Raw genomic sequence first — 18034 nt, forward strand, 5'->3', positions numbered from 1 at the left:
CGCGACATGCGAACGGGTCGTGCGTCAAATCGTCACATGAAAGGAAGTCGTCGTCCGGTTAACGCCGGGGCTGCAGCGCAGCAAGCGGCGGTAAATCAAAAGCCGAAGTCCGTCGCAAATTTCGACGTCAGCATTGGTTGACTAGCACAATAAGGGCGGGAAGGCGAAATAAATCGCCGGTCGCATGCCATGACCCGACCTTATCAGGCCGTGCAGGCATCCGGCCAGACATAGCGCGGCAATCCAGCATCGACCCGAAATTCGCGAAGCCGCTTGGAGTAATATTCGACAAGGTCGAATTGGGCCAACCGATCTTCTTTTGATTGTGCATTTTGCCGGTTCATGACCGCAATCTGGTGGTGGTAGAGTATTTGATTGAGGTCCATTGACCTTCTCCCGATTGGATTTCTGTGGGTCGCGCGGATTGAACGCCAGATGCGGCAATCAGGCGGGGCGGAGATTGATCGCCTGCTCCTCGCCATCGGAATCACGACTGATTTCATAGCTGAAGCGTTGCTGCTCCCGCACTTCGTCACCTGCCCGGCGATAGACGTCGATCTGCCGGAATGGCAGAACCTGCCCGCCTGCGTCGGGGCTGATAAAGCCCGTGCCGGTGATGCGGTTGAATGTCTGCACTTTGCCGTGAATCATCATTTGCTCCTTCTTTTTTGCCGCGGCGATCCGCGATTGGCGAAGCCAAACCGGCTTAAGGCGAAAAAGAAGGAAGAAGCGCTGCTTGCGCGCGCGCTCAATACCGTCGATTGCGACTGGTGGATGCTAACGAGATGGGGACGATTTGCCCAATTACAATCCGGACGGGAAATACCTGGACGGAAAGACAAGCGCGCAAGACCGATCGCTATGCGCACCATCCACTTTCCTACACCTTCCTCCACCCCTATCCTTTTCCCGTTTGCTCCGAGGAGTTCGAAGAGGCAGGATGGCGGCGATTATGGAAACGGACACCGCAAGAACGGAAGGTGACAATTCCGGATCGCGATTGGCCTTCGGAACCGCGGATTTCTGCGAGTTTGCGGGCATGGCGAAGTTTTTTAAAACACCCGCTTCGGTGTTCCACACACTACGGAGACAGCATGACCGGTTACACGCAAATCAAGGTCGCAAAGGCTGATGGCATCGCCACCATCACGCTCAATCGGCCCGAAAAAATGAATGCCTATACCCGCACGATGGGGCAGGAAATCATGGCGGCGATGGACGATATCGACGCCGATGACGATGTGCGCGCGGTGATCTTTACCGGGGCGGGGGAGCGGGCGTTCTGCGCCGGGGCGGACCTGACGCCCGAAGGGGGGCGGGCATGTCTTCTCCGACCCGACCGAAGTTGCCGACCTGTCCGTTCCCAAGGTGCGCGACGGTGGAGGCTTGCTGACTTTGCGTCTCTTCGAATCGAAAAAGCCATTGATTTCAGCATGTAATGGCGTAGCCGTGGGGGTCGGGGCGACCATGCAACTGGCGATGGACATTCGCCTGGCGGCAGACAATGCGCGCTATGGCTTCGTGTTTGCCCGACGCGGGATCGTGCCCGAAGCTTGCTCGAGCTGGTTTCTGCCGCGCATCGTCGGGATCAGCCAGGCACTCGAATGGTGCTACACCGGGCGAGTGTTCGACGCGGCCGAAGCCAAGGCACGCGGCCTGGTGCGTTCGGTCCACCCGCAAGGCGAGCTGATGGATGCAGCCATGGCATTGGCGCGCGAGATCGCCGATAACACTTCGGCCATTTCGGTGGCGATGACCCGGGCGATGATGTGGCGGCTTTCCGCTGGCGAGCATCCGATGGAGGCGCACCGGATCGACAGCCGGGCGATCTATCGCCTCAGCCGCGGGGCCGATGCAAAGGAAGGCATCGCCAGCTTCCTTGAAAAGCGCCCGCCGGCCTATCCGGGCAAGGTGAGCGCGGACATGCCCGACTTCTATCCCTGGTGGGACGAAGCGGAATATCGCTGAAATGCGCTGCGCACTTGCCAGCGCGGCTCGCTGCACTAGTAACCCATGACCATGGGAACAGAAGGGAAAGCAAACGGGCGGCTGGCAGATTTCCTGCCATACCAGCTTTCGGTCACGTCCAATGCGGTCAGCAGCCTGATCGCGCGGCGCTATCGTGCGCGCTTCGGGCTGAAGATCGCCGAATGGCGCGTCATGGCTGTGCTGGGCGATGCGGGTTCGGCCACCCAGCGCGAACTGACCGAAGCCACGCTGATGGACAAGGTCGCGGTCAACCGCGCCTGCAAGGTGCTGGAGGATCGCGGGCTGGTGGCGCGGCGGCCGAACACCGATGACGGGCGCTCGCACCTGCTTGAGCTGACCGATGAAGGGCGGTCGATCCACGGCGAGGTGATGCCGCTTGCCCGCGCGATCGAGGCCGAGATCTTTTCGACGCTGGGGGAAGGGGGAGAGCGAGCGCTTTCGCGAACTGCTGAAACGCGTGTTTGCGCAGGCCTCAAAGATGGGGGCCGCCTCACGCAGCTAGCGCATGGCGGCCCCGGTCTCCCCCGATTGCGAGATGGCTGGGTTACTGCCCTAGCGGGGCGGGCCGGCCGGGCCGTTGCCGGCGAAGGCATCGGCGATCGAACAGGCCGCAGGGCCAAGGATGACGATGAACAGCACCGGCAGGATGAACAGGATCAGCGGCACGGTCATGATCGCCGGCAGGCGCGCCGCCTTTTCCTCGGCGCGCATCATGCGCTCGTTGCGGAATTCGGCTGACAGCACGCGCAGCGCGGAAGCCAGCGGCGTACCGTAACGTTCGGTCTGGATCATCGTGGTGACCACGCCCTTCACCGAGTCGAGATCGACGCGATAGGCGAGGTTATCGAAGGCTTTCTTTCGCTCGCTAAGGAAGGAGAGCTCGATCGCGGTCAGGGCAAATTCGTCGCCCAGTTCAGGATAGGCGCGGCCCAGTTCCTTGGCCACGCGGTTAAACGCGGCGTCCACGGTCAGGCCGGCTTCGGCGCAGATCACCAGCAAGTCGAGCGCGTCAGGCAGGCCCTTGCGGATTTCGTGGGTGCGCTTGGTCGCCTGGTTCTTGAGGTAGATTTCCGGGCCCTTGTAGCCAAGGAAGACCGCCAGCGAGAGCGCCATGAATTTCTTCCACACCCAGTCGGGATAGATCTCGACCACGTAGAGCAGGATGAATGTCGTCAGGCCCAGCACAATCGGCAGCGCCATGCGGGCGCCGATCACGAAGACAGCCAGTTCCTTGTTGCGATAGCCGGCGTGGGCCAGCTTTTGCTGGATAATCTCAAGCTGGCTTTGCTGCAGGACTTTCATGCCCTCCAGCTGCTGCTTCACCTTGCTCGTCGCATTCGACTTGCGCACCAGACTGGTGCGTTTCTTCGCGCTAGAGGTGACGATGCCCGCCTTCAATTCCTCGCGCCGCTCGTTGAGCGATTTGACGCGCTTTGCCATCGGGTCGCGCACGGTTACCGCGGCGTAGATGGCAGTGAGGACGGCAAATGCGGCGATGGCAACGAGGATCGTCCCGACGAGCATGACGTCGAAGCCGAGAAGCGTGGGGCCGGGAGGGGTGTTCAACATGTTTCGGTTTCCCTCGCTTAGATTTCGAAGCTGACCATCTTGGCCATGATGAAGGCGCCGATCGACATCCAAGTCATGCCGCCAAGGCCTGCCACGATCAGCCGATCATCGCTGAAGAAGCCGCTGAGGTAGTCCGGATTGATCCAGAAGATCATGCCGAAGACGATGAAGGGCAGCGACCCGACGATGTAGGCGGATGCCTTGGATCCCGAGCTCATTGCACGGATCTTCAGCTTCATTTGCGCGCGCTTGCGCAAAACATCGGCAAGATTGGAAAGCGTTTCCGCCAAATTGCCGCCGGTTTCCCGCTGGATCGCCAACGTGATACAAAAGAAGTTGAATTCTGCAATGCCCAGCCGGTCGCCGGTTTCCTGCAGCGATTCCTCCATCGTGCGGCCGATCTTGATCCGCTCGACGATGCTCTTGAATTCCTCACCCACCGGGCCGGGAACTTCCTGCGCCACGACCGCCAGCGTTTCCGTCACCGGCAGGCCTGAGCGCAGGCCGCGAACGAGCAGCTCGATGGCATCGGGAAACTTGGCATTGAACTGGTTCGTACGCCGTTTGATGAAGTGATTGACCACCATGTGCGGGATCCCCGCACCAACTGCGACACCGACACCCAGCGAAAGCAGGAGCGCACCGGAACGCAAATAGACCAGCACTGCCGTCGCCAGCGCAATCCCGGCAGACGAATAGAAATACTGGGACAGGGTCCACTTCTTGCCCGACCGGTCGAGCCTGACGGCGAGAGCCGCGATACGCGAACCGGAGCCTGCAACCTTGTGCATTTTCGGCTTGCGCGCGGCGATCGCCTTTTTGAGCTGGGATTCAACCTTGGTATCGGTGCTTTCGGAATGGCGATAGCGCACTGCCTGCAGACGACGCTGCCGCGCCTTGCCGGCAGAGGTACCGGTAACCAGCATATAGCCGACCACCAGGACGGACATGATGACACCGCTCAATAGCAGGAGCTGGAGAGTATCCATGCGATTGTCCCGCCTTTCCTTATCGTCAGATCACAAATTCAGCTGAAGGCCGGCGTGAGCATTAGAGAGCCCGCGCCGAACCTTCGGCCACTCATTCCGCATCCGCTGTCGCGGGTTCGGATTTGCCCTTTTCGCGAGCAAGGATTTCAGATCGAAGCTGCCAAGCAGGGATTTCTTGCCAGCAGTTTCGCTGGTGAAACCTTCACTGCTCGCGCCCATAACCCGCTCGCCGATCTGCTTGATCGCGGCGCTTGCGCGACTGGACCGATTGGCTTGGACAAAGGTCTGGCCCAGCTTGGCTGCATTGGCGGCCGCCTTCGGATCAAACGGGATCTGGAAATCGATCTGGCGTTCGATCGAAGCCTCGAAATCAGCCTTGCTGATCTCTGCAGTGCCTGACTGAACCTTGTTCACGACCACCATGGTATGGGCATGCGCGGCATTGCTTTTCAGCCAGGAAAGGATGCGGATCGTGTCGCGGGCCGAGGCCAGCGTCATTTCCGCCATCACGATCACCAGGTTCACATCGCCCAGAACATGCGGGAAGTTGATCAGCATGTTGCGCGGCAGATCGACCACCGTCATCTCGAACGCCTGGCGGAACTCTTCCTCCAGTTGCACGAAGGCAGCGCCGTCGGTCATAAGCGGCGAGCTGATCGGCGCCTCTGCCGAAAGGATCGACAGATTGTCATTGGCGCGGATCATCGCGCGTTCGATGAACAGGCCGTCGATCCGGCTCGGGTTATCGATCGCATCGGTCAGGCCGCGTCCAGGCTCGAGATCGAGCGTAAGTGCGCCGGTGCCGAAGTGGACGTCAAGGTCCAGCAGGGCCGTGGGGGACTTGTGCTCGTCACTGAACAGCCAGGCCAGCGAGGTCGCCAGGGTCGATGCACCCACACCGCCGCGGGTCCCGATGATGGCAGTCGAAATGTGGTGCTTGACCACTTCACCATCCTGGTTGCGCGGAGACGTGAAGACCGCATGTGCCTGGTTCAGCGCATCGCGCACCTGGCTGGCCGAAAGCGGCTTCAGCAGGTAATCGTGAATGCCGCTGGCCAGCAGATCGCGATAAAGCCGTACATCGTTGACCTGGCCGATTGCGATCACGACCGTACCGGGTTCGCAAACCTCGGCCAGGGCGTTGATGTCATTCAGCGGATCGCCGCTTTCCGACAGGTCAACCAGAAGGATGTTGGGGCTCGCGCTGACGCTGAGGGACTGCACAGCGTTGCGCAGGCCACCCTTATTGCACTTCTCCGGCTGCCAGCCCATTTCGATGACGACCGGACGCAATACGTCGAGCGCGGCATCGTCGCAGATATAGGCAGCGAAGGGATCGCGATTGCCGGGCATGCCGGATTTCCAAGGCGCGTTCATGGCTTAGTTTCCTTCAGTGGTGTTCTTGGAAAGACCAGCGGCTCCGGTCGGGGCTCGTTCACGGAAGGTTTCGATTGCCTTCGTCGAGCTCATGATGACAGTTTCACCCGTGCCTTTCTGGCCCTCGATCAGGTCCTGGGGATTGGCCACCATGGCAGCAAGGTTGCTGTTGGTTGCGCAGCCGTAATTGGGGCTGGTCGCATTCTCGAGGTTGATGTCCGATTTGGCCGACCAGTCCGGACAACCCGGTACTGATGCGCTAGAGCGGGTCAGGACAACGCGGGCGTAGCCAGGCTGGACCGAACCCGATGTAACCGGGGCTCCGTTCTCGACCAGGATCCCGCGGCGTCCGGCAAGCTCGGCAACCGCGTCATAGGTCGCTTCGCTGACCAGCGGATCGTCAATCGATACGCGGTCGCCATAGCCAAGCTCCATGGTCTCGAACCAGCCATCGAGGCGCTGCTGTTCCGAGATCGTCAACCCGCTCTCGCTGGTCCGCACATCGAAGGTAAAGCTGGTGCGTTCGACCACCGGCTGCTTCAAGCTGTAGAGGCTCTTGTTGGTCGGCATCCCGCCGCAAGCACCCAGCGCAAGGCCAAGTGAAAGGGCAAGGGCACCTGCCAGCTTGCTGTGATTTGCAAAGGGCATTGTTCTCACCTTTCCCGATTAGAGGCTGAAGCCAGGAGTCGCGGCTTCGGCGCGGCGATCCTTGTTGCGTTGATCATCTTCCGTGCGGCGCGGCGCGACGGCATCAGGCGTGACCGAGCCTACGCTGGGCGGCGGTACCTGCTTGTCCGTGGCGGTCGGCCCGGGCCGGGCCTCGCCGCTCACGCCGTCATTCTCGCGATAGCCCAGCAACTGCTGCAGCTCACTCGAAGCGCGGAAGCCATCGGTCGGCAGCTTGATGTCGCTGGCATTGACCGGTTTCACCAGATACGGCGTCACTACGATAACCAGTTCGGTTTCGCCCCGGCGGAACGAACGCGAGCGGAACAGATTGCCGAGGATCGGCAGGTCACCCACACCGGGCGCCTTGTCGATCGTGTTCTGGGCATTGTTGCTCATCAGGCCCGCGATCATGAAGCTCTGGCCCGAACCCAGCTCAACCGTCGTTTCCGCACGGCGAGTGGTCAATGCCGGGATCTGGAAACCCTCGATCGTAACAGCACCCTGGCTTGACAGCTCCGACACTTCCGGACGGACCCGGATCGAAATCCGGCCATTGGCCAGAACAGTCGGGGTGTAGGCCAGGCTTACGCCATATTTACGATATTCGATCGCGGTCGCGCCCAGCCCTTGGCTGGTCGGGATCGGGAATTCGCCGCCTGCAAGGAATTCGGCGGTTTCGCCCGAGAGCGCCGTCAGGTTCGGCTGCGAGATCGTGGTGACGAGACCATCGCGCTCGGCAAGGTCAAGTGCGCTGCCGATATCGAGGCCAAGCAGCTTGCCAAAGGCACCAATCGTGGTTCCGTTTGCAACGCCAGTAACAACAGAGCCGCCTGAAGGTCCCTCGGTTAGACCCACTCCAAGACCAGCCGGGCTGCCAGGCGAATATTGCGGCGCGAAGGCGCGGCCAGTCGAGACACCAAACTGAAACCCGCCGGTTTGATCGACAGTAAGCAGGTTTGCGCCGATTGTGCGAACCAGCGAACGGCTGACCTCAGCAAAGCGTACCTGCAAATTGACCTGCAGCGGCGTTGCCATCTTGAGGCGGCTGATCACGTTGGAGTCCTCGCCGACAAAGGCCTGCACCAGGCGCTCGGCTTCGGCGGCATCTTCCGGTGCCTTGACGGTGCCGGTCAGCAGCACCGTGTTGGTGCCCATGGTGGCCACGCCGATCTTTGCTTCCGGCATCGCCAGTGCCAGCATCTGGTCGATGCTGTCGATGTTCGAGCCAACCCGGATATTGGCAGACCAGATCACATCGCCGCGGCTGTTGCTGGCATAGATGGTGGTTTCGCCACCGGCCTTGCCGAACACATAGAGCTGGCGCTGCGACTTGACCTGGACATCCGCCACCGCGTCATTAGCAATGAAGACATCGGCCATGGCACCGGGAATGGTGATCAGTTCGCCGCGCCCGATCGAGATGACGATGTCATCGGCTGGGCTGGAAACCGACTGCGCAATCGCAGTGGTGACGGGCACACCGGCCAGTGGCGCAACGGCCAGGCTGGCAAGCAGCAGTTTTGCAGTAAGGCGGCGTTTCATGGTCTTGCCCCTCGGTTGGATTGCTTTGGCCAGGACGGCGCTGTCGTTCTTGGTAAAGAAGGTCATTGTCCGTCCCCTCACTTGACCAGCATCGCGCCGGCCACAGGCACGGTGCGTCCGGCCTGAGACATCGCCGATGACTGCTGGTTTACAAGCCCGCCAACGCCACCGCTGACCGGTTCTGCAGTGGTGTTCTTGCCGCGCGTCACGCGAACGGTCGGGACCGAACGAACGGTTGCGGCATAGGCTGGAGCACCTGACCCTGCGACGGCAGGCGAACCGGTCGGCGGCATCGAACGGCGCTGGAAGCGCGAGACATCGCCGCCGGTGCTGAAGGTCGCGCCCTTGTCGACCGGGCGGGCCATCGCAGCGCGGATCAGCTTTTCTTCTTCTTCCGGCGTGGCATCGTTCGGGATCACCACGTCACCCGATGCGATTGCCTTCTCCAGTTCGGCCTGGTTGTCCGCGATCGAACGCAGGGCCAGGCTGAGCGTGCCGATGGTCTGTGCGACAGCAACCTTTTCAGCGATCTTCGGGGTTACTTCAAGCGTGACGGTGCCGAACGCGCGGACCACTGTCTTGCCTTCTTCATTGGTTGTCTGCTCGGTCGACTGGTCGGTAGCTAGCACGCGCAGGTTGCGCAGCACGGTTTCAGCTGCCTTGAGATCCTGGCCTTCGCTACCCTTGACGGTCTGAGTCAGCACCAGGTCGACCCGGTCGCCAGGGAAGACAAAGCCGGCAACGCCAGTCTTGGCGGACACTGGGATGGTCACAGCGCGCATGCCCGGGCCAAGCGCCGCAGCCAGGAAGCCGCGATCGCCCGGGCTCACCAATGAGCCCTGGGTCACGGGTTCGCCAGCTGTGATCTGATGGCGCACGACCGTGCCCAGCAGCTTGTTGATGTCGGCTTCGCCATCGATGAAATAGGCGTCCTTGACCAGCTCCTCAGGCCACTGCTGGAAGCTGATGGCGTCTGCAGTGATGATCGTGCCGGTCGGCAGCGCGCGCTGCGCCACCAGAACCTTCGGCCCTTGAGGCACCGGAGCTGCGGCCACTTCCGGCGCAGGGCTTCCGGCAAACATGCTCCGGGCTGCCAATGCGGTGCCGATCGCGATGACCAGCGCTCCAAGCAGCAAAACCAGCTTCTTCCTATCCATGGCTTCTTAGCCCCCTAGTTCGGCCCGATTGCTTGCGGGCGGGAATGGTTCACTCGTTTATTCGTGAACTGGTTAAAATCAGGTTCATCCCAATCCGGCGGTCTTTTGGGCCGCCGGCAGATATTGTGTTCCAAGCACCCATAGGCCGCCGATCGCGATCGCTACGCCATAGGGAATCTTGATGCGGTCGCGTTCGCGCCGCATGATGTGCCAGGCGCCCATGACGACGGTCAGCACGCCGCCCGTCAGCGCCATCACGACCAGCAGTTTGAGGAACCAGGTCGGCTCGATCCAAAGCGCGAGCGCGGTCAGCAGTTTCACATCGCCGCCGCCCATCATCTTGAGCGCGAAAAGGCCGGCGAAGACGGCAAAGGCGGCCAGCGCAACGCCAAACTGCAGCGCCACGCCCGGCCACAGCGAAAGGCCGCTGGACCACCAGAAGATCGGTGCGGCCAGGGCGATGCCGGCATTCAGCCAGTTGTCGATCTGGCGACGGCGCAGGTCGGTGAAGGCGGCAAACAGCAGTGCGATTGCCAAGCCCGCCAGCAGTCCGTAGTGAATATAGTCCGCGAGCATGTTGCCCCCAATGGTTCCCCTTGGAGGCCCTTGCTAAACGCAAGCACTTACTAAAAAGTAACCACGCCCGGAGGGGTGAAATTAGTCACGTGAACAAAGCCGCAGTTTCAGGGATCAATCGCCGGGCCATACCGTCTGACGCGCAGGAGAGCTTGTGGACTGCGCCAGATGGTCATGAGCTGCGCCGGATCGACTGGCCGGGCGCCGTCGCAGGCGCCGCGCCGCGCGGGTCGATCCTGTTTTTTCCCGGGCGTGGCGACAATTACGAGAAATATCTCGAGACGCTGGAAGAATGGCACCGGGCTGGCTGGCGGGTTACTGCAGCCGACTGGCGTGGACAAGCTGGATCGGGCCGCTTGGGGAGCGATCTGGTAACCGGCCACATCGATGACTTTGCAACCTGGGTGAATGACCTCGCCGAGTTCTGGACCGATTGGCAGGCGACCACACCCGCACCGCACATCCTGGCCGGGCATTCCATGGGCGGGCACCTGGTGCTGCGCGGCGTGGCCGATGGAAGGGTCGATCCCGATGCCTTGATCCTTTCAGCGCCGATGCTGGGCTTTGTCGGGTCGATCCCGCCGGTGATCGGGCATGCCGCTGCGAAGCTGATGACGCTGGTCGGGGATCCCAAGCGCCCGGCGTGGAAGTGGAGCGAGAAGCCAGGCGAGGTTCCAGCTTCGCGCCAGGACCTGCTGAGTCACGATAACGATCGGTACGAGGACGAGCTTTGGTGGCGTGAGCATCGGAGCGAGCTGGTGATGGGCCCCGGAAGCTGGGGTTGGGTCGAGCGTGCCTATGATTCGATGCGCGGGCTGTTCGCCCCGGGGAAGCTTGAACGCGTGAATATCCCGGTGCTGTTGATCGGGACATCGAACGATAAACTCGTCTCGATGTCAGCAATCGAGGAAGCGGCGCGGCGCTTGCCCAGTGCCGAGCTGGTCCGATTTGGCAATGAGGCGCATCACGAAATCCTGCGTGAAGTCGATCCGGTGCGCGACCGGGCGATGCAGGCCATTGCGGGTTTCCTTGACAGGGTTGCGCCGCACAAGTGATCGGGCATTTCGATATTGCGATTGTCGGCGCCGGGATGGCGGGCGCGAGCATTGCTGCCGAGATCGGCAATGCGGCACATACCGTCATACTCGAAGCCGAAGACATGCCGGGATATCATTCGACAGGCCGGTCCGCTGCGTTCTGGGAAGAATGCTATGGCGGGCCGGAAATCGTTCCACTCACACTGGCTTCCGGCCCCTATCTGCGCGAGCATGGCTTCCTGAAGGATCGCGGGGCGCTCTATCTGGCGCGCGCCGGGGACGAGGCGAAGATCGCGAGTTTCTTTGCCAGCTTTGCCGACAGCGGCGCGGAGTTCGAGCGGATCGATGGCGAAAAGCTGGATCGCCTGGTGCCCGGATTATCGCCAGAATGGGACCGCGCGATCTGGCAGCAGCGTTGCGCCGATATCGATGTTGCCGGGCTGCATGCGCATTACCTCAAGCGCGCCAAGGCGGCTGGTGCATCGCTTCACTGCCGGGCGCGGGTCGCTTCGCTGGCGTTCGAAGGCGGGCGCTGGGAAATAGGTCTCGGGGACGGGAGATCATTGTTAGCCGCTTTGCTGGTCAATGCAGCCGGCGCTTGGGCCGATCACATAGCAGCGCTGGCAGGGGTAAGTCCGCTTGGCATTACACCCTATCGCCGGACTGTGGCCCAGTTGCGGGTTGATCCCCCTCCGCCAGATGAATTGCCGCTGTGCCTCGACATTGCCGGAAGCTTCTATTTCAAGCCTGAAAGCGGGCGGCTGTGGCTCAGCCCGCATGACGAGACACCTTCGCCGCCTGCGGATGTCGCCCCGGAAGAACTCGATGTCGCCATTGCGATCGACCGGCTGCAACAGGTGACCGACTGGCGCGTGCTGGGCGTCGAACGCAAATGGGCAGGTTTGCGCAGCTTCGCGCCTGACCGCAGGCCGGTCTATGGCCGCGATCCGGCCAATGCCGCGTTTTTCTGGTTCGCGGGGCAGGGCGGCTACGGCATCCAGACTGCGCCCGCTGCAGCGCGCCTTGGTGCGCAATTGGTGCTCGATCGGGCGCGGGATTCAATGACTGCGACACTCGATCCGCAGGTCTATTCGCCGCATCGGTTCAGGCAAATCTAGCCCCTAGCTTTTTGGAATCGCGGCGTTAGGTTGCTGGGTGATCCAACCGCAAGTCGAGGAGATACTGCATGGCGCACCGCTTCGAAATTCGTAAGAACAAGAAGGGCGAATTCGTCTCTTACTTCATCTACAATTCGGAAACGATCTGGTGGACCGAAGGCTACAGCTCCAAAGCAAGCGCCAAGAACGCCATTGCTTCCGTGCTCAAGAACGGGCCGGACGCGGAAATCGTCGAAAACTTCTGATACAAACTGGCTGACAGGGGGCGAGGCGCGCGGCTGAATCGGCTGACGCGTTCAGCCCCCTTTGCCATTTCGCGCGTCGGCCTCATCGCTGGCCAGCCGGTCGACCCGCTCGTTTTCCGGGTGCCCATTGTGCGCCTTGACCCAATGCCAGGTGATCTGGTGGCGTGCCGCAGCGTCGATCAGTTCGCGCCATAAATCTTCGTTGAGCACCGGCTTCTTCGCGGCTGTCTTCCAGCCGCGCTTCTGCCAGCCATCAACCCAGCTGGTGATCCCATCGACCACATACTTGCTGTCGGAATAGAGCTCGACCTTGCACGGCGCGTTGAGCGCGCCGAGTGCCCTAATCACCGCGGTCAATTCCATGCGGTTGTTGGTGGTTTCATTCTCGCCGCCGGACAGCTCTTTTTCGTGGCGCCCCATCCGCAGCAGCGCGCCCCAGCCGCCCGGGCCGGGATTGCCCTTGCAGGCCCCGTCGGTGAAAATCTCGACGTGTTTCATGGCTGGCGGGCAAAGGCTGCGGCGCCTTGCGAGGCATAGAATTCGAACCGCCGGGCAAAATCCATCGGGTCCTTGCGGGTCACCAATGCATCGGCCGGCGTGTTGAGCCAGTCCTCGGCCCGGCTGGCGATGAACCGCAGGCAGGCACCCTGCGCCAGCAACGGCAGCGCCTCGCGTTCTGGCGATGACAAGGGGCGAACCGCTTCATATCCCGCCACCAACGCATGGCTGACTTCGGCCGCAAACGCCTCGCTGCCGCGCTCGAAGCACCATGACGCATGCGTGACCGCCAGGTCATAGGCCATCGCGTCTTCGCAGGAGAAATAGAAGTCGATCAGTGCGCTGACCTTGCTTCCCAGCATCAGCACATTGTCCGGAAACAGGTCGGTGTGACAGATGGCGCGCGGCAGGTCCCACGGCCAGGCATCGCGCACGATTTCGGCTTTGCGGATATAACTGGGCAAGGCCGGATCGATCGTCGCCAGCGCTTCACCGCCGCACTGTTCCAGCGTGTGCTGTGACATCGCGATATCGAGTGCGTTGGGGCGGCTCTGCGCAAAATCCTGCGATGCCAGATGTACCTGTGCCAGCGCCTTGCCGACCGAGCGCGCCTGTTCGGGTGTGGGGTGATCGACCGAGACGCCGGGGAGGAATTCGATCAGCGCCACCGCCTTGCCATCGACCATGCGATAGCTTGCACCCTCGCGGTCGTGGATCGTGCGCGGTACGGGGCAGCCGCGCCCGGCCAGATGGTCGAGCAGGTCAAGGAAGAACGGCAGGTCGGCGATCTCGATCCGCCGTTCGTACATCGTCAGGATGAAACGCGCGCCTGTGCCATCGGTGCCGGTCGTTTCGATCAGCCAGTTGCTGTTGGACACGCCCTCAGCGATGCCCTTGGCGGACACCAGCGTGCCGACATCATAGGCGCCGATCAGCTTCGCCAGATCTTCCGCCGCGAGGTGGGTGTAAACCGCCATTGGCCAGCAATCGCTATTCGGTCAGCTGGCGCGGCAGCTTGAACACCATCTTTTCCTCGACCGCGGTTACGGTTTCCTCATGGATCTCGCGCCATTCGGCGAGCCGTGCGATCACCTCGCGCACCAGCGTTTCCGGGGCAGAGGCACCAGCGGTCAGCCCAAGTGTCCCGACCCCATCAAGCCAGGCAGGATCGATCTCGTCAGCGCGCTGGATCAGGTATGAGGTGGTGCCAAGCCGTTCGGCGACCTCGACCAGCCGCAGCGAGTTCGAGCTGTTGGGCGCGCCGATCACCAGCACCAAATCGCTTTGCGGCGCGATCTGCTTGACCGCCGCCTGGCGGTTCGAAGTGGCATAGCAGATGTCTTCCGCCTTGGGGCCGACGATCTGCGGGAAACGCGCTTCGAGAGCCTCGATGATCTCTACCGTGTCATCGACCGACAGCGTGGTCTGGGTGAGGAAGGAGAGTTCCTCGTCACCCGGAAATTCCAGCCTCGCGACATCCTCGACAGTTTCCACCAGCGTCATCTGGCCCGGTTCGACCTGGCCCATGGTGCCGATCACTTCGGGATGGCCGGCATGGCCGATGAAGATGATGTGGCGTCCCTTCTCGATCTGGCGTTCGGCCTGGCGGTGAACTTTGCTCACCAGCGGGCAGGTGGCATCGACATAGAGCAATTTGCGGCGTTCGGCCTCCGCCGGGACAGACTTCGGCACACCATGTGCGCTGAACACAACAGGTGCATCATCGGGCACTTCATCGAGTTCCTCGACGAAAATCGCGCCCTTCGCTTTGAGCTCTTCCACGACATATTTGTTGTGGACGATCTCGTGCCGCACAAAAACCGGCGCGCCATAGCGTTCGAGCGCTTTCTCCACGATCTCAATGGCGCGATCGACCCCCGCGCAAAAACCGCGCGGGGCTGCGATCAGCAGCTTCATGGCCGGGCGATTTTCCCCGGTTTGCGATGACTGAAAGGGAGCGTTCATGTCCCGCCCTCTAGCGCTTTGCGGCGCGTCCCGCTAGGGCATGCGCGAGTAATCGAGTTCGGGCATTCGCCCATGGTGTAATGAGGATGGCCCGCATCGGGGCCGGTATTGAGGATCGCCTTTGATGATTCGCCGCAGCCGCATCGTTTCCGCAATCGCTCTCGCCGCCGCATTGGCGGGTTGCAGCAAAGAAGGCGACCTCGTGATTGACCAGGGCGTGGGGATCACGGCAGTTCTGACTTCGTGCCCCGCCGTCGGTATTCCGGACTATACGGGCGACATCACTACCTTCCGCAGCCCCGGTGCACGCACCGCCGACGCGATCGACGTGACTGCATCTATCACCAATCTGCGCCACACCTGCGACGAGACCGGCGACAAGGTCTACACCAACGCGACATTTGATGTGTTGGCACGGCGCACCGATGTCCGCGGCGCGCGCAGCGTCGAGCTGCCCTATTTCGTGACGGTACTGCGCGGCGGCAGCGCGATCGTGACCAAGCGTGTCGGTTCGGTTACGGTGAATTTCGCTGACGGGCAGGAGCGGGCCAGCGCTTCGGCCCAGGCAGGTTCTTTCGTCGACCGCGCCGAAGCTACCTTGCCGGCCGAAATCCGCGAGCGGATTACGCGGAGACGCAAGGCTGGTGATCCTGACGCCGCGCTTGATCCGCTGGCCGATCCGCAGGTTCGCGCTGCCGTCCAGCGCTCCAGCTTCGAACTCCTGATCGGATTCCAGCTGACGCAGGATCAGCTGGCTTATAACGCCACGCGCTGATTCAGGGGGCAGCGCACGGCCTGCGCGCTTCGCCCCGCTTGCGATTCTGGCGGATTCGGCTAGGCGCTCCAGCCATGTCTGACAGCCTTACCTTGTACAAAGTATTCGAAGCCAAGCTGGGCACCGCGCTCGATGCGCTGGCAGCTGAAGGCGTGCTGCCTTCGGACCTTTCCCGTGCCAACGTCGCGGTAGAGCCGCCGCGCGATCCTGCGCACGGCGATCTTGCCACCAATGCTGCGATGGTACTGGCCAAGCCGGCCGGCACCAATCCGCGCGCGCTGGCTGAAGCGATCACCGGCAAGCTGGCAGACGATCCGGCCATCGCCAGCACCGAGATTGCCGGCCCAGGCTTCATCAACCTGCGGCTCGATCCTGCGGTCTGGATTGCCGAGCTCGAGGCGATCGGCTCGCTGGCAGCCGATTACGGCCGCTCTGCCATGGGACAGGGGCGGCGCGTCAATGTGGAATATGTTTCCGCCAACCCGACCGGGCCGATGCACATGGGCCATTGCCGCGGAGCCGTAGTGGGCGATGCGCTTGCCAGCCTGCTGGAATTTGCCGGCCATAAGGTGATCCGCGAATATTACATCAATGATGCCGGCGGGCAGGTGGACGTGCTCGCGCGGTCGGCACACCTGCGCTATCGCGAAGCGCTGGGCGACGCCATTGGCGAGATACCCGAAGGGCTCTATCCGGGCGAGTATCTGGTGCAGGTGGGCCAATATATAGCGCGCGAGCTGGGTGACCGGTTCAAGGATGCGCCTGAAAGCGAATGGCTGCCGATCTTCCGCGCCGAAGCGGTCGAGCAGATGATGAACCTGATCAAGGGCGACCTGGCGTTGCTGGGCATCCATCATGACCTTTTCTCGTCCGAGGCGGCGCTGCATGCGGCGGGCAAGCCGGACGAGGCAGAAGCCTGGCTGCGCGCGCATGACTTGGTCTATGACGGTGTACTCGAAGCGCCTAAAGGCAAGGCGCCGCCTGAAGACTGGGAGCCGGTCGAGCTGCCGCTTTTCCGCTCGACCAGGTTCGGCGACGATCAGGATCGCCCGATCAAGAAGTCGGATGGCAGCTGGACCTATTTCGGCGCCGATTTGGCCTATCACCTTGAAAAGGCGGCGCACGCCGATGAGTTGATCGACATCTGGGGCGCAGATCACGCCGGTACGGTCAAGCGGATCAAGGCTGCAGTCGCCGCGCTCAGCGAAGGGCAGGGCAAGCCGATCCCGTTCGACGTAAAGCTGGTGCAGATGGTCCAGCTGATGCGCGCGGGCGAGCCGGTGAAGATGTCCAAGCGTTCGGGCAATTTCATCACCATCGCCGATATGGTCGAGGAAGTGGGCAAAGACGTTGTCCGCTTCACCATGCTGACCCGCAAGCCCGAAGCGCAGATGGATTTCGATTTCGCCAAGGTGGTCGAGGCTTCGAAGGACAATCCGGTTTTCTATGTGCAGTACGCGCATGCGCGGATCCGCTCGACCTTGCGCAAGGCAGGTGCCGAGGGGTTGGCTCCGTCGGACGGTGCATTGCATCTCCTCGGCGAAGAAGAGCTTTCACTGGTCAAACAGGCCGCCCAGTTCCCGCGTGAAGTGGAAGCGGCGGCCAAGGCGCGTGAGCCGCACCGGATCGCCTTCTATCTCTACGATCTGGCAGGCGCATTCCACGCCTTCTGGAACATGGGGAATGACCGGCCTGACAAGCGCATCATCCTGACAGACCAGCCCGAACTGACGCAGGCAAGGCTTTACCTTGCCGAGCAGTTAGGTCAGGTTATTCGCAACGGCTTGCACATCCTGGGGGTCGATGCGGTCGAGGAGATGTGATGATGGTCACGCCGGGCGAGCGAATGGCAGACGACAGCGCGATTGAAGCGGAACTCGCACTGACCCGCGATACCAGCCTGCCGTGGCTCGAATCCGACGAATACGATCCCGATGAGGGGACGGTCGACACAGCCCGGATCGTTAGCTTCGCGGCAATACTGCTCTTACTGCTGGCGGTCGCGATCGGCGGGGTATGGTGGTATTCGAACCATTCCGCGGGGGCGCAACTGGTGGCCGATGGCAGCACCATCGAAGCACCGCCGGGGCCCTACAAGGAACGACCCGAGGATGCGGGCGGCAAGACCTTTGCTGGCACGGGCAATGTAGCCCCCGCCGTGGGTGAAGGCATTACCCGCGAAGGGCAGCTGGCCGAAGCCGCGCCACCAACGGAAATCGCCGCTAGACCGACCGGCGTGCCGCGCCCGGTCATCGCGACCCGCTCTAGCGATGAGGCCCCGGCGCAGCTGAATGGCGTGGGCGTGCAAGTGGGCGCCTATGGCTCACGCGCATCGGCGGAAAGCGGCTGGGCAACCCTGCAGCGCCAGACCGATGCCCTCGGCGGGGTGAGTCACCGGGTGGTCAAGGGCCAGGCCGATATCGGCACGGTCTATCGGCTTCAGGCGGTGGCGTCCGATCTTGCCGCTGCCCGGGCGCTCTGTAACGAACTGAAGAATGACGGCGTTGCGTGCCAGGTGAAACCCTGAG

At 62.1% G+C, this 18034-nt stretch carries 18 protein-coding genes and 2 pseudogenes; 8 read left to right on the top strand and 12 right to left on the bottom strand.

What is annotated here, in order from left to right:
- Positions 1-203: 203 nt before the first annotated feature.
- Both G6N82_RS12365 and G6N82_RS12370 read right to left on the bottom strand, forming a co-directional pair.
- Positions 204-386, bottom strand: a complete 183-nt coding sequence (locus tag G6N82_RS12365) for a hypothetical protein (protein ID WP_165192552.1) — start codon at positions 384-386, stop codon at positions 204-206.
- 58 nt (positions 387-444) lie between these two features.
- A complete protein-coding gene (locus tag G6N82_RS12370) occupies positions 445-654 on the bottom strand; it encodes a cold shock domain-containing protein (protein ID WP_206520200.1) in 210 nt (69 codons plus the stop codon).
- 440 nt (positions 655-1094) lie between these two features.
- On the opposite strand from G6N82_RS12370, the pseudogene G6N82_RS12375 reads away from it, so the two are divergent.
- Both G6N82_RS12375 and G6N82_RS15325 read left to right on the top strand, forming a co-directional pair.
- Positions 1095-1968: pseudogene (locus G6N82_RS12375) on the top strand (crotonase/enoyl-CoA hydratase family protein).
- 192 nt (positions 1969-2160) lie between these two features.
- Positions 2161-2250, top strand: a pseudogene (locus G6N82_RS15325) (MarR family transcriptional regulator); the annotation flags it as partial.
- A 291-nt stretch (positions 2251-2541) separates the two neighbouring features.
- Here G6N82_RS15325 and G6N82_RS12385 read toward each other — a convergent pair.
- The 7 genes from G6N82_RS12385 to G6N82_RS12415 all read right to left on the bottom strand — a co-directional run bounded on the left by G6N82_RS12385 (position 2542) and on the right by G6N82_RS12415 (position 9868).
- Positions 2542-3558: a type II secretion system F family protein gene (locus tag G6N82_RS12385; protein WP_165196886.1), complete on the bottom strand. Its 1017-nt coding sequence runs from the start codon at positions 3556-3558 to the stop codon at positions 2542-2544.
- Positions 3559-3575: 17 nt separating this feature from the next.
- Positions 3576-4547 (bottom strand): type II secretion system F family protein, encoded by a 972-nt coding sequence (locus G6N82_RS12390; RefSeq protein ID WP_165196888.1) that lies wholly within the window; start codon positions 4545-4547, stop codon positions 3576-3578.
- A gap of 30 nt (positions 4548-4577) precedes the next feature.
- Complete coding sequence (locus G6N82_RS12395) at positions 4578-5924, bottom strand: pilus assembly protein CpaE (protein ID WP_241255099.1); 1347 nt, start codon at positions 5922-5924, stop codon at positions 4578-4580.
- 3 nt (positions 5925-5927) lie between these two features.
- Positions 5928-6572, bottom strand: a complete 645-nt coding sequence (locus G6N82_RS12400; protein WP_165196889.1) for a CpaD family pilus assembly protein — start codon at positions 6570-6572, stop codon at positions 5928-5930.
- 18 nt (positions 6573-6590) lie between these two features.
- On the bottom strand, positions 6591-8135 hold the full coding sequence (locus tag G6N82_RS12405; protein WP_165198225.1) for a type II and III secretion system protein family protein: 1545 nt from the start codon (positions 8133-8135) through the stop codon (positions 6591-6593).
- 77 nt (positions 8136-8212) lie between these two features.
- On the bottom strand, positions 8213-9292 hold the full coding sequence (cpaB, locus tag G6N82_RS12410; protein ID WP_165196891.1) for a Flp pilus assembly protein CpaB: 1080 nt from the start codon (positions 9290-9292) through the stop codon (positions 8213-8215).
- Between the two features lie 84 nt (positions 9293-9376).
- The gene (locus G6N82_RS12415) at positions 9377-9868 is read right to left on the bottom strand and encodes a prepilin peptidase (protein WP_165196893.1); all 492 of its coding nucleotides are present in this window, start codon (positions 9866-9868) and stop codon (positions 9377-9379) included.
- Positions 9869-9957: 89 nt separating this feature from the next.
- Here G6N82_RS12415 and G6N82_RS12420 point away from each other — a divergent pair, with 89 nt between their 5' ends.
- The 3 genes from G6N82_RS12420 to G6N82_RS12430 all read left to right on the top strand — a co-directional run bounded on the left by G6N82_RS12420 (position 9958) and on the right by G6N82_RS12430 (position 12268).
- Positions 9958-10923 carry an alpha/beta hydrolase gene (locus tag G6N82_RS12420; protein WP_165196895.1) on the top strand — a complete coding sequence of 322 codons (966 nt, stop codon included), beginning with the start codon at positions 9958-9960 and terminating at the stop codon, positions 10921-10923.
- Positions 10923-12023 carry an FAD-dependent oxidoreductase gene (locus tag G6N82_RS12425; protein WP_165198227.1) on the top strand — a complete coding sequence of 367 codons (1101 nt, stop codon included), beginning with the start codon at positions 10923-10925 and terminating at the stop codon, positions 12021-12023. Before G6N82_RS12420 ends, G6N82_RS12425 begins: the two co-directional genes overlap by 1 nt.
- Before the next feature lie 68 nt (positions 12024-12091).
- A complete protein-coding gene (locus tag G6N82_RS12430; protein WP_165196897.1) occupies positions 12092-12268 on the top strand; it encodes a DUF1508 domain-containing protein in 177 nt (58 codons plus the stop codon).
- Between the two features lie 51 nt (positions 12269-12319).
- Here the strand turns inward: G6N82_RS12430 and rnhA are convergent, their stop codons facing one another.
- From rnhA to ispH, 3 genes are read right to left on the bottom strand one after another with little or no spacing between them, the layout of a single operon-like run.
- Complete coding sequence (gene rnhA / locus G6N82_RS12435; protein WP_165196899.1) at positions 12320-12766, bottom strand: ribonuclease HI; 447 nt, start codon at positions 12764-12766, stop codon at positions 12320-12322.
- Positions 12763-13743, bottom strand: coding sequence for a homoserine kinase (gene thrB, locus G6N82_RS12440; protein ID WP_165196901.1), 981 nt, complete (start codon positions 13741-13743; stop codon positions 12763-12765). The genes rnhA and thrB overlap by 4 nt, the downstream gene beginning before the upstream one ends.
- Before the next feature lie 13 nt (positions 13744-13756).
- Complete coding sequence (gene ispH, locus G6N82_RS12445) at positions 13757-14731, bottom strand: 4-hydroxy-3-methylbut-2-enyl diphosphate reductase (RefSeq protein WP_165196903.1); 975 nt, start codon at positions 14729-14731, stop codon at positions 13757-13759.
- Positions 14732-14855: 124 nt separating this feature from the next.
- On the opposite strand from ispH, the gene G6N82_RS12450 reads away from it, so the two are divergent.
- The 3 genes from G6N82_RS12450 (at position 14856) to G6N82_RS12460 (ending at position 18033) form a co-directional block, all read left to right on the top strand.
- A complete protein-coding gene (locus tag G6N82_RS12450) occupies positions 14856-15506 on the top strand; it encodes a hypothetical protein (protein ID WP_165196904.1) in 651 nt (216 codons plus the stop codon).
- Between the two features lie 74 nt (positions 15507-15580).
- Entirely contained in the window at positions 15581-17329 is a 1749-nt protein-coding gene (argS, locus tag G6N82_RS12455) for an arginine--tRNA ligase (RefSeq protein ID WP_165196906.1), read from the top strand.
- The gene (locus G6N82_RS12460; RefSeq protein WP_165196908.1) at positions 17329-18033 is read left to right on the top strand and encodes an SPOR domain-containing protein; all 705 of its coding nucleotides are present in this window, start codon (positions 17329-17331) and stop codon (positions 18031-18033) included. The genes argS and G6N82_RS12460 overlap by 1 nt, the downstream gene beginning before the upstream one ends.
- Position 18034 lies beyond the last annotated feature (1 nt).

The organism is Altererythrobacter sp. BO-6 (assembly GCF_011047315.1).
Classification (GTDB): domain Bacteria; phylum Pseudomonadota; class Alphaproteobacteria; order Sphingomonadales; family Sphingomonadaceae; genus Erythrobacter.